General features: G+C 74.9%; 14 protein-coding genes. 11 read left to right on the plus strand and 3 right to left on the minus strand.

What is annotated here, in order from left to right:
• Window positions 1-6: 6 nt before the first annotated feature.
• The 3 genes from IPM45_16895 to IPM45_16905 are packed head-to-tail and all read right to left on the minus strand — an operon-like array spanning window position 7 to window position 4755.
• A complete protein-coding gene (locus tag IPM45_16895) occupies window positions 7-2367 on the minus strand; it encodes a transglutaminase domain-containing protein (GenBank protein MBK9181205.1) in 2361 nt (786 codons plus the stop codon).
• Between the two features lie 10 nt (window positions 2368-2377).
• Window positions 2378-3592, minus strand: a complete 1215-nt coding sequence (locus IPM45_16900; protein MBK9181206.1) for a DUF58 domain-containing protein — start codon at window positions 3590-3592, stop codon at window positions 2378-2380.
• A 14-nt stretch (window positions 3593-3606) separates the two neighbouring features.
• Window positions 3607-4755, minus strand: a complete 1149-nt coding sequence (locus IPM45_16905) for a MoxR family ATPase (GenBank protein ID MBK9181207.1) — start codon at window positions 4753-4755, stop codon at window positions 3607-3609.
• Here IPM45_16905 and IPM45_16910 point away from each other — a divergent pair.
• From IPM45_16910 to IPM45_16960, 11 genes are all read left to right on the plus strand, one after another.
• The gene (locus IPM45_16910) at window positions 4730-5632 is read left to right on the plus strand and encodes an ROK family protein (GenBank protein ID MBK9181208.1); all 903 of its coding nucleotides are present in this window, start codon (window positions 4730-4732) and stop codon (window positions 5630-5632) included. The genes IPM45_16905 and IPM45_16910 overlap by 26 nt on opposite strands.
• Window positions 5633-5652: 20 nt before the next feature.
• Complete coding sequence (locus tag IPM45_16915) at window positions 5653-6909, plus strand: acyl-CoA dehydrogenase (protein MBK9181209.1); 1257 nt, start codon at window positions 5653-5655, stop codon at window positions 6907-6909.
• Window positions 6910-6918: 9 nt separating this feature from the next.
• Window positions 6919-7212, plus strand: a complete 294-nt coding sequence (locus tag IPM45_16920; protein MBK9181210.1) for a hypothetical protein — start codon at window positions 6919-6921, stop codon at window positions 7210-7212.
• Window positions 7213-7231: 19 nt separating this feature from the next.
• On the plus strand, window positions 7232-7756 hold the full coding sequence (locus tag IPM45_16925) for an HNH endonuclease (protein ID MBK9181211.1): 525 nt from the start codon (window positions 7232-7234) through the stop codon (window positions 7754-7756).
• A complete protein-coding gene (locus IPM45_16930; protein ID MBK9181212.1) occupies window positions 7753-8457 on the plus strand; it encodes a hypothetical protein in 705 nt (234 codons plus the stop codon). Before IPM45_16925 ends, IPM45_16930 begins: the two co-directional genes overlap by 4 nt.
• A 400-nt stretch (window positions 8458-8857) precedes the next feature.
• Window positions 8858-9274, plus strand: coding sequence for a division/cell wall cluster transcriptional repressor MraZ (gene mraZ / locus IPM45_16935; protein MBK9181213.1), 417 nt, complete (start codon window positions 8858-8860; stop codon window positions 9272-9274).
• A 270-nt stretch (window positions 9275-9544) separates the two neighbouring features.
• Complete coding sequence (gene rsmH / locus IPM45_16940) at window positions 9545-10504, plus strand: 16S rRNA (cytosine(1402)-N(4))-methyltransferase RsmH (protein ID MBK9181214.1); 960 nt, start codon at window positions 9545-9547, stop codon at window positions 10502-10504.
• Entirely contained in the window at window positions 10501-11001 is a 501-nt protein-coding gene (locus tag IPM45_16945; GenBank protein MBK9181215.1) for a septum formation initiator family protein, read from the plus strand. Before rsmH ends, IPM45_16945 begins: the two co-directional genes overlap by 4 nt.
• Complete coding sequence (locus tag IPM45_16950) at window positions 10998-12890, plus strand: penicillin-binding protein 2 (protein ID MBK9181216.1); 1893 nt, start codon at window positions 10998-11000, stop codon at window positions 12888-12890. The genes IPM45_16945 and IPM45_16950 overlap by 4 nt, the downstream gene beginning before the upstream one ends.
• 6 nt (window positions 12891-12896) lie before the next feature.
• Window positions 12897-14297, plus strand: a complete 1401-nt coding sequence (locus tag IPM45_16955; GenBank protein MBK9181217.1) for a UDP-N-acetylmuramoyl-L-alanyl-D-glutamate--2,6-diaminopimelate ligase — start codon at window positions 12897-12899, stop codon at window positions 14295-14297.
• Window positions 14294-15337, plus strand: coding sequence for a phospho-N-acetylmuramoyl-pentapeptide-transferase (locus tag IPM45_16960; GenBank protein MBK9181218.1), 1044 nt, complete (start codon window positions 14294-14296; stop codon window positions 15335-15337). Before IPM45_16955 ends, IPM45_16960 begins: the two co-directional genes overlap by 4 nt.
• Window positions 15338-15343: the final 6 nt, after the last annotated feature.

The raw sequence follows: 15343 nt of genomic DNA on the forward strand, positions 1-15343 counted from the left end.
GCCGGCTCAGCCCCGCCAGGTTCCGTGGGCGGCCTCGGCCACGCTTCGCCGTCGTGCCCGCCGGCTCACCAGGTCGCGGGGGTCGAGGGCCGCGCGCAGGCGCGTGCGTGGGGGCACGGTAGCGGCGACGGTGGCACGGATGTGGGCCGCGTCCTCCTCGGCCCGGCGGACGACGGCGGCGGGCAGGTCGGCCTGTCCATAGTCGGCGGCGGCCGCGGCGTCGGCGAGGCGTCGGGCCGCGTCGGCCGCCGGGGGCAGGAGGGCGCCGGCCCGGCGCGCCAGCTCGTGTCGCGTCTCGGCCGGACGAGGTGCCAAGCCGGCCACCCGCAGGGCGTCGAGCGCCTCCGACCACGCCAGCACGACCCGCGCCGCTCCGGTGTCGGCGCGCGCCCGGTGCCGGGCCCGGACCGCGGCCCGGAGGCCGGGCACCATGAGCGCCCACAGCCCGGCCACGCCGAGGAGGACCAGCAGCACCGTGAGGAACCGGCCCGGCCAGGGTGAGCCCGCATCCGCACCACCGGCGGCGCCGGCGGCGCCGCTGTCCTCGGGCACCAGGCCCCCGAGGGCGTCCAGCTCGTCCTGGCTCAGCGTGGTGCCGGGACCGCCGGGGGCGACGGTGGTCGACGTCGTCGTGGTGGTCGTCGCCTGCCCCGGGCCCGGCTCGGCGATGCCCGTGTAGCCCTCGGCCCCTGGCGCCGACCGCCCGGGCGTCGGTTCGAAGGGCACCCACCCCACCCCGGCGAGCCACACCTCGGGCCAGGCGTGCGCATGCTCGCCCCGGACCAGGTACGTACCGGGCGCGACCAGCTCGCCGGGGGTGAAGCCGACCGCCACCCGGGCCGGGAGTCCCACGGCCCGCGCCATCGCCGCGAACGTGCCCGCGAACTGCTCGCAGTAGCCGCGGCGGTCGGTGAGGAACGAGAGGATCGCGTCCTCGTCGTGGCCGGGCCGGACGTCGGTGTCGTACACGAACCCGGACCGGAAGAAGTCCTGGAGCGCGAGCGCCTGCTCGTAGGGGGTGGCCGCGGTGGCGGTGAGCTGGAGGGCCAGGTCGCGCACCTCCACCGGCAGGTCGTCGGGCAGCTCGAGGTAGCGCGAGGTGATCGACTCGGGCGCCCCCGGCGGTGCGTCGATCACGGCGGTGGGGTCGAGCACCGGGATGGCCGACGTCACCTCGTACGTCTGGCCGTCCGAGGTCTCCTGGCCGGTCACCAGGCTGGCCGACTCCGGGTCGAAGCGGACGTCGGTGCCGCCCTCGACGTGGATCGGGGCGAAGGCGGCGGGCAGCCAGATGCTGGCCAGCTCGGCGATCGTGAACCGCTGGGTCACCGGCAGGGTCCGCTGTCGGGGCTGGGGCAGCGTGGGGACGGGCAGGTTGCCGGCGGCATCGCGGTACGTGCCCTCGGACGACCACACCTCGCCGTCGAAGACGTCGAGCGAGGTGAGCCGCCAGTAGGACGAGACCGCCGACTCCACGGTGAACGCCTCGACCGACGACTGCTGGACCAGGCGACCCCGGACGTCGACGAGCGGGCTCACGGTGATCCGGGTGCCCCGTCCGCCGCTCTTCCAGTCGACGAGGGGGGGCTCGCCCGCGCCGGGCAGGGCCGGGCCGACGAGCAGCCCGAGGGCGATCGCGCCCAGCGCCACCACACCGCCCGCCCGCAGGAGGGAGCCGGCGACCGCCGGCCGCCGGCTGCCGGCGAGCCACCCCGGTCCGGTCGCCTGGCGCTGGGCCCGGTACGCGAGGACGAACAGCAGGCACGAGCCGAGGTAGAGCGCGCTGAGCGGGAGCCGGTACTGGTCGGCGCTCAGCATCGAGGCGAACACGAACAGCACCCCGGACGGCACGAGGGCCTCGAAACCGCCGCGGAGCCGGAAGGCGAGGGTGTCGGCCGCGATCGCCGCAGCCCACGCCCCGAAGGCGCCGGCGACGATCCAGCCCGTCTCGGCGCGCACCGGTGCGACGACGGTGGGGAACTGACGCCATGCATCGCGGAGGTCGGCGGCCATGGCGTCCCACACCGCCGGGCGCGGCAGGCCGAACGAGCCCACCTCGCGGTAGCGCAGCAGGCCCAGCACCACCAGGGCGACGCCTGCCGAAGCCAGCACCGGCACCATCACCGGCCAGCGGAGCCTGCGGCCGGCGACGGCCACGGCGTGGGTGACCAGGGCCACGATGGCCAGCGGACCCAGGAAGGACCAGCCCACGAACAGGCGACCGAAGCCGGCCAGCGCGCTGAGCGTCACCAGGGTGAGGGCCAGCTCGGCCGCATCGGGCATCCTGCCGTGCCAGCCGCCACCGGGGGGGTGCGGGGCCGCCGGGTCCGGCCGGCGGGTTGCCGGCGGTGACGCCACCGAGGTCATGGTCGCACCCTCATCGCACGGCCCCGACGGCGGCCGGGCGAGCCCGCAGGACGGAGGCCCGCCACGCGTCCGGGAAGGGCCGGCCGGCCCGCACCCGGATCTCGTCGGCTCCGGGGGCCGGGCGGGGGGCGGGCTCGCGCGCCGTCGGGTCCCACGACGTGGGTTCGAACACCACCGTCGAGACCGAGCCGTAGCCGCTGCGCAGGCGGGCGATGGCGTCGAGGTCGCTGGCCGGCGCCCGGGCCACGATCGCCACGAGCGCCCCGCCGTGAGCCGATCGGGCCAGCACCCCCAGGGTGGCGCGCAGGTTGCTGGCGTCGGAGGCCTGCAGGGTGGCGAGGTGCTCGACGATGGCGTCGACGTGGCGTTGCCCCTCGGCGAAGCCCACGTCGACACCATCGGTCGCCACGAACCGCACCAGGTCGCGGCGTCGCCAGCAGGCCGCCACCACGCTGGCCGCCGCAGACACCGCCAGCTCGAGCGATGCGGGGGTGTGCGCCGCCCGGCGGACGTCGAGCAGCACGGTGGTGCGCGCCTGCCAGGGGAGCTCGTCCTGGCGGACGAGCAGCTCGTCGTGGTGGGCCGTCGACCGCCAGTGCACGCGGCGCAGGTCGTCGCCCACCACGTAGGGGCGGAGGGCGTAGAAGTCGTCGCCGGCGCGCCCGCTGGCCTTGGGGTGCACCGAACCGGCGTGCGGGTCGAGGGCGCGGGTCTCGGGCAGGGGCGGGATCTGGTCGACGTGGGGGAGCACCGTGAGCTCCGTGCGGCTGCCCGCGCCGGCCGCGGCGGCGCGCACGCTGGCCAGCCCGAACGGGTCGACGATCTCCACGCCGAGCGGGCCGAGCTCGATCACCCCCCGATGCGAGGTCGGCAGCCGGTACGAGGCCGCCGCGCTCGCTCCCGATGCCAGCGGTGCGAGCTGCAGGGTGGCGCCGCCGGTGCCCGACACCGGGTCGCGCAGCCGCAGCACCGGCGTGCGTCGCCGGCCCAGGTTCGTGGCCCGCACCTCCACGCGTGCGGCGGCGCCGGCGTGGACCCGGGCCGGGTGGACCTCGCGGGCGACCTCGAGGCGCAGCCGGGAGAGGTGCACGAGCAGCAGGGACACCCCGACCAGCGCCAGCACGCCGGCACCCAGCACGAACAGCTCGAGGAGGCCGAGGAGCCGGCCGGCGACGATGAGCGCCGCGCCCCCGGCCAGTGCGAGCCAGCCCGCTCGCGTCAGCACCGCGGCGGCCCCGCCTACACCCGCCCGGTGGGCACCGCGACCGTGCGGAGCAGGTCGTCGACCACCCCTGACGCGTCGATCCCCTGGAGCTGGGCCTCGGGGGTGAGCACCAGGCGGTGGGCGAGCACCGGTCCGGCCAGGGCCTTCACGTCGTCGGGTACCACGTAGGCGCGCCCCGAGGCCGCCGCCCGGGAGCGGGCGGCCCGCAGCAGGCTGAGCGTGGCGCGGGGCGACATGCCGAGCGTGAGGGCGGCATGTCGCCGGCTGGTGTCGGCCAGGTCGACGAGGTACGACTTGATGGCCGGCGCCACGTGGATCGTCCGAACGGCGCGGACCATGGCGAGCACGTCGTCGGCGCGCAGCACGGGGCGCACGTCGGGCACGGCGCTGCGGTCGCCGTGCGTGTCGAGGATCTCCAGCTCGGCGGCTCGGTGCGGGTAGCCCACCGACACGCGCATGAGGAAGCGGTCGAGCTGGCTCTCGGGCAGCGGGTACGTGCCCTCGTGGTCGATCGGGTTCTGGGTGGCGAGCACCATGAAGGGCGCGTCGAGCGGATAGGTGGTGCCGTCGACGGTCACCTGGCGCTCCTCCATCACCTCGAGGAGCGCCGACTGGGTCTTCGGCGAGGCCCGGTTGATCTCGTCGCCCAGGACCACGTTGGCGAAGATCGGGCCCTGTCGGAACTCGAAGGCTCCCGTGGCCCGGTTCCAGATCGTGACCCCGACCACGTCGGAGGGGAGGAGGTCGGGTGTGAACTGCACGCGACCCCACGTGCCCTCGATCGAGGCCGCCAGCGCCTTGGCCAGGCTGGTCTTGCCCACGCCGGGGACGTCCTCCACGAGCAGGTGGCCCTCCGAGACCAGGCACACCAGCGCCATCTCGATCACGTCGCGCTTGCCCCGGATGACCTGCTCGATGTTGGTGGCCAGCGCCTCGAACAGCTCGGCGAAGGTGCCCGTAGGGGCGGGCGCGTGCGGCAGTGCCACCGTGGTCGCTCCTCGGCTCGGCGCGGGTGAGAGGGGTCGGTGAGGCCAGCGTACGCGCCCGAGCGGGCAACGCCGCCTCACCGGAGGGCTCCGGCGCCGGGTCGTCGGGCGCCGCGAGAGGACCGGCGGCGCGGCGCGTACCCTTCGCCCCGTGCCGTGGGCGCTCGCCGTCGACATCGGGGGGACCAAGCTGGCTGCCGGCCTGGTCGACCACGAGGGCTCCATCGCCGTCGAGGAGCGGGTGCCCACTGGTGAGCCGTCCCGGCCGGACGAGCTGTGGGCGTCCGTGCTGGCGGTCGTCGACGCGGTGCTGGCGGCCGCTCCGGAACCGCCGGTGGTGTGCGGCGTCGGCTGCGGGGGGCCCATGAGCCCCGGTGGTGCCGACGTGTCGCCCCTCAACATCCCGGCCTGGCGGGCGTTCCCCCTGCGCTCGCGCCTCGGTTCGCGCACGGGCCTGCCCACCTTCGTGGACAACGACGCCAAGGCGTTGGCGCTGGCCGAGGGCTGGCTGGGCGCGGCCCGGGGGACCGGCGACTACGTCGCGATGGTCGTGTCGACCGGCGTGGGGGGTGGCGTCGTGGTCGACGGGCGGCTGCTCGACGGAGCCACCGGCAACGCCGGCCACATCGGCCACGTGATCGTGGAGCCCGACGGCCGGCGGTGCGGTTGCGGGGCCCGAGGCTGCCTCGAGGCCGAAGCCTCCGGCCTGGCCATCCAGGCGGTCACGGGCCGGCCGCCGGCCGACGCGGGCCCCGAGGTGATCCGGCGCACGGGCCGGCTCGTGGGCCGGGCCGTGGCGTCGGTCGTCTCGCTGCTCGACCTGCGCCTGGCCGTGGTGGCGGGTTCGGTGGCCCTCGGCTTCGGCACCCCGTTCTTCGATGCGGCCCAGGCCGAGCTCGAGGCCCGGGCCCGCATCTCCTACGCCGCCGGCGCCCGGATCCGGCCCGCCGGGCTGGGAGGGGAGGGGCCGCTGGTGGGAGCCGCAGCGGTGGGCTGGCGGGGGTACGGGCTCGACCTCCACCTGGGGTCCGATCGGGGCCCGGTGGCCCGGTGACCGCGCGGTAACCTCGCCGCATGGATCCCACCTACTCGGCCGAAGCCGAGGCGTATCGCCAGCAGGTCCGCGCCTTCCTCGCCGCGAACCTCCCTGCGGACTGGAAGGGCATCGGCGCCCTCGAGGGTGAGGAGGTGCACCAGTTCGAGAAGGCCTGGCGCCAGACCCTCTACGACAACCACCTGCTCGCGGTGAACTGGCCGAAGGAGTACGGCGGCGCCGGGTTCACCCCGTTGGAGCAGGTGGTGCTGTCCGAGGAGTTCACCCGGGCGGGCGCGCCCCTGGGGGTCGCCAACGACGTCTTCAGCATCCAGATGGTCGGCAACACCATCATCGAGTGGGGCACCGAGGAGCAGAAGCACCACTACCTGCCCCGGATCCTCTCGGGCGACGACGTGTGGTGCCAGGGCTACTCCGAGCCCAACGCCGGCTCCGACCTGGCCAACCTGGGTTGCCGGGCGGTGCTCGACGGCGACGAGTGGGTGCTCAACGGCCAGAAGATCTGGACGTCGGCCGGCCACCTGGCCAACTGGATCTTCGTGCTGGCCCGCACCGATCCCGACGCGCCGAAGCACAAGGGGATCAGCTTCCTGCTCGTGCCGATGGACCAGCCCGGTGTCGAGGTCCGGCCGATCAAGATGATCTCCGGCGAGTCGGAGTTCAACGAGGTGTTCTTCACCGACGCCCGCTGCCCGAAGGACAACGTCCTCGGTGGCGTCGGCAGCGGCTGGGGCGTGGCCATGACGCTGCTCGGCTACGAGCGCGGCGAGGCCGCTGCGACCCTCCCGATCCGGTTCCGCACCGAGCTCGACCGCCTGCTCGAGCTGGCCCGCGAGACCGGCAGGGCCGACGACCCGCTGGTGCGCCAGCGGCTGGCCTGGTGCCACACCAAGGTCGAGATCATGCGGTACAACGGCATGCGCGCCCTCACCCGCTTCATCGCCGGCCAGCACCCGGGGCCCGACGCGGCCATCTCCAAGCTGTACTGGAGCGAGTACCACCGCCAGGTCACCGAGCTCGCCGTCGACATCCTGGGCCTCGACGCCCTCGTGCCCTCGGGCCGGAGGCCGTCCAGCGCGTTCCAGACCGACGACCCGGGTGCGCCCAACTCGACGGCGTCGTGGAGCACCGTGTTCCTCAACGCCCGAGCCGGCACCATCTACGCCGGCACCAGCCAGGTGCAGCGCAACATCATCGGTGAGATGGTCCTCGGTCTCCCCAAGGAGCCGAAGGCCGACAGCGGTCCGTGGAAGGACCTGCAGAAGGCCAGGGTCTAGCCGGCGGTGGTGACCGGTCCGACCGAAGGCGCCGGGTCGCCGGCACCGCCGGCCCGGGCATGGGTCGGGCCGGCGGTCGTGGCCGTCCTGGCCCGGCCCCGGCTCTGGGGCACCGCCGTCGTCGAGCTGGCACGGCTCGCGCCACGGGGCTGGTGGCGCCGAACCCCCCACCTCCCCCTGCCCGACCCGGCCTACCTGGCGTTCCGCATGCAGACCGCCTACGGGTCGACCGGCCGTCCTCCCCGTCCCGCCGACGTCGTGACCTGGCTCGGCTGGTGCCGCCAGCTGCGCGACCTGGACTGAGCGCGAGGGTTCCGGCGAGGTGACCACCGGCCGGGCGCTCGTCCTCAACGCCACCTTCGAGGCGCTGAGCATCGTGTCGAGCCGCCGCGCCGTGTGCCTGGTCCTCGACGACAAGGCCGAGGTCCTCCATGCCTCCGACCGCCTGGTGCGCTCGGAGCGGCTGGCGATGGCGGTGCCGTCCGTGGTGCGCCTCCGCTCCTACGTGCGCGTGCCCTTCGAGCGGCGCGCCACCTTGAACCGCCGTGCGGTCTTCGCCCGCGACGGGCACCGCTGCCAGTACTGCGGGGGACCGGCCGAGAGCATCGACCACGTGGTGCCCCGGAGCCGGGGTGGCGGCCACGTCTGGGAGAACGTGGTCGCGGCCTGCCGGCCCTGCAACCTGCACAAGCGTGACCGCTCGCCCGAGGAGAGCGGGATGCGGCTGCGACGCCCACCGGCGGCCCCCCGCGGGGCGGCCTGGGTCGCGGCGGCCGTCGGCCGGGTGCCCGACCTGTGGACCCCCTACCTGGGCGCGCCGGTCGCGGGGCTCGAGCCGGTGCCGTGACGCCTCCGGTCGTCGCGCGGGCCGGCGCGTGGCCGGTGGAGCGGGCTGCCGGGAGCGCGGCCGCCTTCCACGACCGACCCCTCCCGGATCCGCCGGCCCGAGCGGTCTGGGTGCTCGACGTCGACGGTCCGGCACTCGTCCTCGGCAGCGGCCAGGACCCGGCGGTCGTCGACGCGGACGCGGCGCGTCGGGGCGGCGTGACGGTGGTGCGCCGGCGCAGCGGGGGCGGGGCCGTCCTGCTCGAACCTGGTGAGGCCCTGTGGGTCGACGTCGTGGTTCCCCCGGGTGATCCCTGCTGGGACGACGACGTCGGCCGGGCCTTCCATTGGTTGGGCGACGCCTGGGCCGCCGCCCTCGCCGGCCTGGGGGTGGCGGCGACGGTGCACCGTGGCCCCCTGGTGCGGACCGGCTGGTCGTCGACGGTCTGCTTCGCCGGTCTGGGTTCCGGGGAGGTCACGGTCGACGGCCGCAAGCTCGTGGGGATGTCGCAGCGCCGGACGCGCCGCGGGGCCCGGTTCCAGTGCGTCGTGCCGCGGCGTTGGCGACCCGAGCGCCTCCTCGCCCTGCTGGTCGGCCCCGGCCCGGCCGGCCGGCCCGCCGAGGGGCTCCGGGCCGCCGCCGTCGGGCTCGACGATCTGCAGGGGTCGCCCACGCTGGCCGCCCTCCGGGAGGCCGTGCTCGTCGAGCTGGCCAAGCGCTGACGCGGCGGGCCCCGCCCGCTCGCTCCGTCGGTCTTCGTCGCGCTGGCGACGTGTGGGGTGGGTCGGGCGCGCGTCGGAGGGTGGCCCGTCGGTCTTCGTCGCGCTGGCGACGTGTGGGGTGGGTCGGGCGCGCGTCGGAGGGTGGCCCGTCGGTCTTCGTCGCGCTGGCGACGTGTGGGGTGGGTCGGGCGCGCGTCGGAGGGTGGCCGGTCGGTCTTCGTCGCGCTGGCGACGTGTGGGGTGGGTCGGGCGCGACGGTGGGGGTCGGTGGTGGGTCCGGGGGGAGAAAGTGGTTGACAGTGGGGGTATCCACCCATAGGGTGGGGCGAAGTGGGGAACCGGACGGCCGGGTCGCCACGGGGTGCAGGCGAGTCCGAGGGGCTCGGGAGAGGCGTACGGGGTGTTCGTCGGGACCTTCGAGCACGCGCTCGACGGCAAGGGGCGTGTGGTCCTACCGGCATCGTTCCGCGCCCGACTCGAGCACGGCGGGTACGTCACCAAGCGCCTCGATGGCTGCCTGGCGGTGTGGACGCCCGACGAGTTCGAGCGGGAGGCGCAGGAGATGCTCGAGAAGGAGAGGCGAGGTGAGATCGCCCGCAACGTCGTGCGGTCATTCTCCGCCGGCGCCGCCCCCATCCGCCCCGACGCCCAGGGCCGCATCGCCCTCCCGCAGAACCTCCGGGAGTTCGCCGGCCTCGAGCGCGACGTGGCCGTGATCGGCCACTTCACCAGCATCGAGATCTGGGATGCCTCTCGCTGGCGCGAGGTCGACCAGGAGGGCGAGGCCCTGCTGGCCGGTGGCGCGCCGGCGGTATGAGGCCACGACGGTCGAGACCCGGAAGGAGGACGAGCAGGTCGAGCCCGAAGAGCTAGTGCCCTGGGTGCAGGGCGTCGCTCATCCGCAGTCTCCCGGTCGGCAAGATGGAATGCCCCTACTCCGCCCGCTTCCGTCTCGCACGATCGGGGAGAAATCCCGACGGCACCTGCCGACCGGGGGACTGCCGGTGAGCGACGCCGCACGCACCCGGTCGCCGGGGGCACCGTGAGCCAGGACCTGGCTGGCGACGCCTTCTTGCACCGGCCCGTCATGGTCGAGCGAGTGGTCGAGCTGCTCGCTGCGGTGCCACCGGGCGTCGTGGTCGATGCCACCGTGGGTGGCGGGGGCCACGCCCTCGCCCTGCTCACCGCTCACCCTCACCTCCGGGTGGTGGGGCTCGACCGGGACCCCGACGCCCTCGCGGCGGCACGGGCGACGCTCGCCCCCTTCGGTGAACGGGTCACGCTCCGCCACACCCGGTTCGACCGCCTCGGCGCAACCATGCACGATCTCGGCGTCGACTCCCTCTCCGGTGCGCTGTTCGACCTGGGTGTCAGCTCACCGCAGCTCGACCGACCCGAGCGGGGCTTCAGCTACCGGGTCGACGGTCCGCTCGACATGCGGATGGATCCGGGGCAGCGGTTCACGGCGGCCGAGCTCGTGAACGGGGCGCCCGTGGCCGAGCTCGCCCGCATCCTTCGGACGTACGGCGACGAGCGCTTCGGGGCCAGGATCGCCCGGGCCATCGTGGCCGCTCGCCCGCTGCACACCACCACCGAGCTGGCCCGGGTGGTGGTGGACGCCATCCCGGCGCCGGCCCGGCGGCGCGGCGGCCACCCGGCCACGCGCACCTTCCAGGCGCTGCGGATCGCCGTCAACGAGGAGCTCGACGTGCTGCCGGCGGCGCTCGACCAGGCCCTCGACCTGCTCGGTCCCGGCGGGCGATGCCTCGTTCTCGCCTACCACTCGGGTGAGGACCGCATCGTGAAGGAGAGGTTCCGGCGGGCGGCCACGGGGGGATGCGCCTGCCCGCCCCGCCTGCCGTGTAGGTGTGGTGCGGTGCCGACGGTCCGCTTGCTGCGTGCCGGGGCGTGGCGGCCCTCGCCCGAGGAGCTGGCCGCCAACCCCCGTGCGTCGAGCGCGCGCCTCCGCGCCGTCGAGCGTCTGCGGCCGGTTCCGGGGCCGGGGCCCGGGCCGGGGCCCGGCCCACAGGGCGACGAGGCGGCATGAGCCCCCCCGCGGTGGCCCCCACGGGTCGAGCCGGCCGGGTCGCTCCGGAGCACGCGCCGCGCCGCCGTCCCCCCCTCCGGGTGGTCGAGCGCCCCGAGCGCTCGCCGCGCGCTCGTCGGCGCCGCGCCGCTGCGGTGGGCGTGTTGGCCGCCCTGCTGGTGTTCGGGGCGCTGTTCGGCATGACGGTGTTCCAGACGATCCTCGTGCAGGGCCAGGCCCGCCTCGACCGGCTCGATCAACGCATCGCCGCCGAGCAGCAGCGCCTCGAGGGGCTCCGCGTGGACGTCGCGGCCCTCGAAGCGCCGGAGCGGATCGTGGCCGAGGCCGAGCGGCGCCTTGGCATGGTGCCGCCGGACGAGGTCGTCTACGTGTCGCCGCCCGCCGAGCTGGCCGCCGAGCTGGGGGTCGACCCGGCAGGTCGCGCCCTGTCGAGCGGGACCGGCGAGCAGGTGGACGAGTGGAGCCAGGTGAAGCCCTACCTCGGCTCGCGGCCGTGACCACCCTCGCCCCGCCCCGGCCGCCCTCCCGGCGCGTCGCCGACCGCTCGACCCATCCCTCCGCCCGCACCCGCAGCGTCGTCGCCCCACCGCCCTCCCGGCCCTCGCCCCGGGCCCCGAGGGCCGGCAACCCCCGCCGGCGGCTCGGCGTGCTCCTGTTGGGCACGTGCCTCGCGTTCGCGGCGGTGGCCGCCCGCCTCGTCGTGGTCCAGGGGGTCGAGGGTGAGCGCTACGCCGCCTTCGGCGCGTCGCAGCGCATCCGGGCGGTGGAGCTCCCGGCCGAACGCGGCTCGATCTTCGATCGCAACGGCGTCGAGCTGGCCATGACGGTCAGCCGTCGCACGGTCTGGGCCGACCCGCGGCTCGTCGAGGATCCCCAGGGCACGGCCGCGGCCCTGGCACCGGTGCTCGGGATGCTGCCGGTCGAGCTCCTCGAGCCGCTCACCCGGGACGCCGAGTTCGTGTATCTGGCCCGCAAGGTCGACGACGCCGTGGCCGAGCAGGTCGACGACCTCGACCTCCCGGGCGTGTCGCTGCTCGACGAGTCGGCGCGCGACTACCCGGCCGGAGACCTGGCCCGGTCGGTGCTCGGTGCCGTCGACGTGGACAACATCGGGATCTCCGGGCTCGAGCTGGCCGAGGACGAGGGTCTCACCGGGACCCCCGGGCAGCTCGTACGCGAGCGCGATCCGCAGGGCCGGACGATCCCCTCCGGCCGCCAGCAGATCGAGCCCGCGGTGCGGGGGGACGATCTGGTTCTCACCCTCGATCGGTCGCTCCAGTACGAGGCGGAGCGCGCGCTGGCCGCGCAGGTCACGGCCACCGGCGCGAGGGGCGGGCTCGCCGTCGTGATGCGGCCCTCCACCGGCGAGGTGCTCGCGCTGGCCACGATCGCCACGCCGGACGACGGTGAGGGCCCACCCGTGCGCACGGCGGCGAACACCGCCGTCACCAGCGTGTTCGAGCCCGGCTCCGTGAACAAGGTGATCACGGTGGCCGGCGCCCTCGAGGAGGGGCTCGTCCGGCCGGACACCTTCTTCTACGTGCCCTCCTTCCTCCAGGTGGCGGACGAGGAGTTCACCGACAACGAGGCCCACGGCGCCGAGTCGTGGTCGGTCCGCGACATCCTGGTCCGCTCGTCCAACATCGGCACGATCCTCATCGCCCAGCAGCTGGGCCGCGAACGGATCGATCGGTACCTGCGCGACTTCGGGCTCGGGAGCCAGACCGCGCTGGCCTTCCCGGGGGAGTCGGCTGGCATCATGCTCCGCCCCGAGGACTGGTCGGGTACGTCGATCGGCACCGTGCCCATCGGGCAGGGCATCTCCGTGACCGCGCTGCAGATGCTCACGGCCTTCAACGTCATCGCCAACGGCGGCGTGTACGTGCCGCCGCGCCTCGTGCTGGCGACCGTGGACGGCCAGGGCGTCGAGCACCGGGTCCCCGCCGACGCCGGGCGGCGGGTCGTGTCCGAGGCCACCGCCGAGGCCGTGACGTCGATGATGGCCGGCGTCGTGGGCTCCGAGGAGGGCACGGGCCGCCGCGCCGCGATCGACGGCTACGCCGTCGCGGGAAAGACGGGGACGGCGCGCAAGCCCATCGAGGGCGGCGTCGGGTACCGGGTGGGCGCGTACATGTCGGTCTTCGCCGGCTTCGTGCCGGCAGGCGACCCGCAGGTGTCGATCATCGTCGTCGTCGACGAGCCGCAGACGTCGATCTACGGCGGCGTCGTGGCCGCGCCCGTGTTCGCCGACCTCGGGCGCTACGCCCTCCGGCTGCTCCGGGTGCCGCCCGCGGAAGCGTCGAGCCCGTCGCAGGGCGATCCCGTCGCCGGCACGGGCACGGTGGCCCAGCCGTCGTCCCCCGCATCGTCGGCTCCGCCCGACTGAGTGCCGGTGCGCCTCCGCGACCTGCTGGCCGGCGTCGACGCCCGGGTGGAGGGCGATGCCGACGTCGACGTGGCCGGGGTGACCCACGATTCCCGGGCCGTCGGCCCCGGGGACCTGTTCTGCTGCCTCCCGGGGGAGCACCACGACGGGCACGACTTCGCCCCGGCGGCGCTGGAGCGGGGAGCGGTGGCCCTCCTCTGCGAGCGGCACCTGGCCCTCGACGTGACCCAGGTGATCGCCGCGTCGGCGCGGGAGTCGATGGCGCCGATCGCGGCCACGCTGCACGGCGACCCGTCGCGCTCGCTCACGGTCGTGGGTGTGACGGGCACGAACGGCAAGACCACCACGACGCACCTGCTGGCGGCCGTCCTCGAGGCCAACGGCTGGCCGACGGCCGTGCTGGGCACGCTCTCCGGCGCGCGCACCACCCCGGAGGCCACCGAGCTGCAGGCCCTGCTGGCCGACATGCGCGACGGGGGCCGGCGGGCCGTGGCCATGGAGGTCAGCTCGCACGCCCTGGCCCTGCACCGGGTGGACGCGACCTGGTTCGAGGCGGCCGTGTTCACCAACCTGGGGCGGGACCACCTCGACTTCCACGGCAACGTCGAGCGCTACTTCGCGGCCAAGGCCAGCCTGTTCGAGCCCGAGCGGACCGCCGTCGGCGTGGTGAACCTCGACGACCCCTACGGGCGGCTGCTGCTCGACGCGGCCCGGGTGCCCACGGTCGGGTACGCACTGGCGGACGCGGGCGACGTCGTGGTGCACGCGTCGGAGAACGTGTTCACCTGGTCCGGTCGGCGGCTGCACGTGCCGCTCGGCGGGCGGTTCAACCTGCACAACGCCCTCGCCGCGGCCACGACCGCCCGAGAGCTGGGGGTGGGTCTCGACGCCATCGAGGCGGGCCTGGCCGCGGTCACGCCGGTGCCGGGGCGCTTCGAGCCCGTCGATGCCGGTCAGCCGTTCCGCGTGATCGTCGACTACGCCCACACGCCCGACGGCATGGAGGGGTTGCTCCGGTCGGCCCGTGAAGTTGCCGCCGGCGGCCGGGTGCTGGTGGTCTTCGGGTGTGGTGGCGACCGGGATCGGGAGAAGCGGCCGGCCATGGGGGCCGTGGCCGAGCGGTTCGCCGACCTGGTCGTGCTCACCAGCGACAACCCGAGGAGCGAGGAACCCGCAGCCATCATCGAGGCCGTGCGAGCCGGCATGGACCGGCGCCAGCGGGCCCTCGTCGAGCCCGACCGGAGGGCCGCCATCTCCCTGGCCGTGCGCGCCGCCCGACCCGGGGACGTGGTGGTGATCGCGGGCAAGGGCCACGAGAGCACGCAGGTCACCGGCGACGTGGTGGCGCCCTTCGACGACCGGGTCGTGGCTCGGCAGGCGATCGCGGCTCTGGAGTCGCCGGCGTGATCGCGCTGCTCCTGGCCGGCGGCATCTCCCTGCTGGTGTCGCTGTTCGGCACCAGGTTCCTGATCGACTGGCTGCGGGCCCGCCGGGTCGGCCAGCCGATCATGCCCGAGAAGGAGGGCGGTCCGGTCGGGCACGACATCAAGGCCGGCACCCCCACGATGGGCGGCGTCGCCATCGTCGTCGCCGCGGGGGTCGGCTACGTGCTCGGTCACGTGCCCACCGGGGTCGTGTTCACCACCACGGGGCTGTGCGTGATCCTCGCGGTGGTGGGTGCGGGCGCGGTCGGCTTCCTCGACGACTGGATCAAGATCGCCAACGCCCGCAACCTCGGCCTCACCAAGAGCACGAAGGTGCTGGGCCTGCTGGCCGTGGCCACCGGGTTCGCGGTGCTGGCCCTCAGCTGGGGCGACGTCCACACGACCCTGTCGTTCACGCGCTACGACTCGCCCGGCTTGGAGCTGGGCAACGTGGGCTGGGCCCTCTGGGCGGTGCTGCTCGTGCTCGGCTCGGCCAACGCCGTGAACCTCACCGACGGGCTCGACGGCCTGGCCGCGGGGTCGTCGGCGCTCGCTTTCGCGGCCTTCGTCGTCATCGCGTTCTGGGCGTTCCGGCACCCCAGCATCTACGACGTGCGGCACGGGCTCGACCTGGCCGTGGTGGCGGCCGCCATGGTGGGCGCCCTGGCCGGGTTCCTCTGGTGGAACGCCTCGCCGGCGCAGATCTTCATGGGAGATACCGGCGCGCTCGCCATCGGCGCCGGGCTGGCCGCGCTGGCCCTCTCCGTGAACACCCAGCTGCTGCTGCCGATCATCGGCGGGCTGTTCGTGCTCGAGACCCTCTCGGTGATGCTCCAGGTCGCGAGCTACCGGGTGTTCCACCGACGCATCTTCCGCATGGCCCCGTTCCATCACCACTTCGAGGTCGGGGGCTGGCCGGAGACCACGGTGATCGTGCGGTTCTGGATCCTCGCCGGCCTCTTCACGGGGTTGGCGCTGGCGATCTTCTACGCCGACTTCATCTCGACGGGAGCGCTGGACTAGTGGTCG

It is taken from the genome of Acidimicrobiales bacterium, from assembly GCA_016716005.1.
Classification (GTDB): Bacteria; Actinomycetota; Acidimicrobiia; order Acidimicrobiales; family JADJXE01; genus JADJXE01.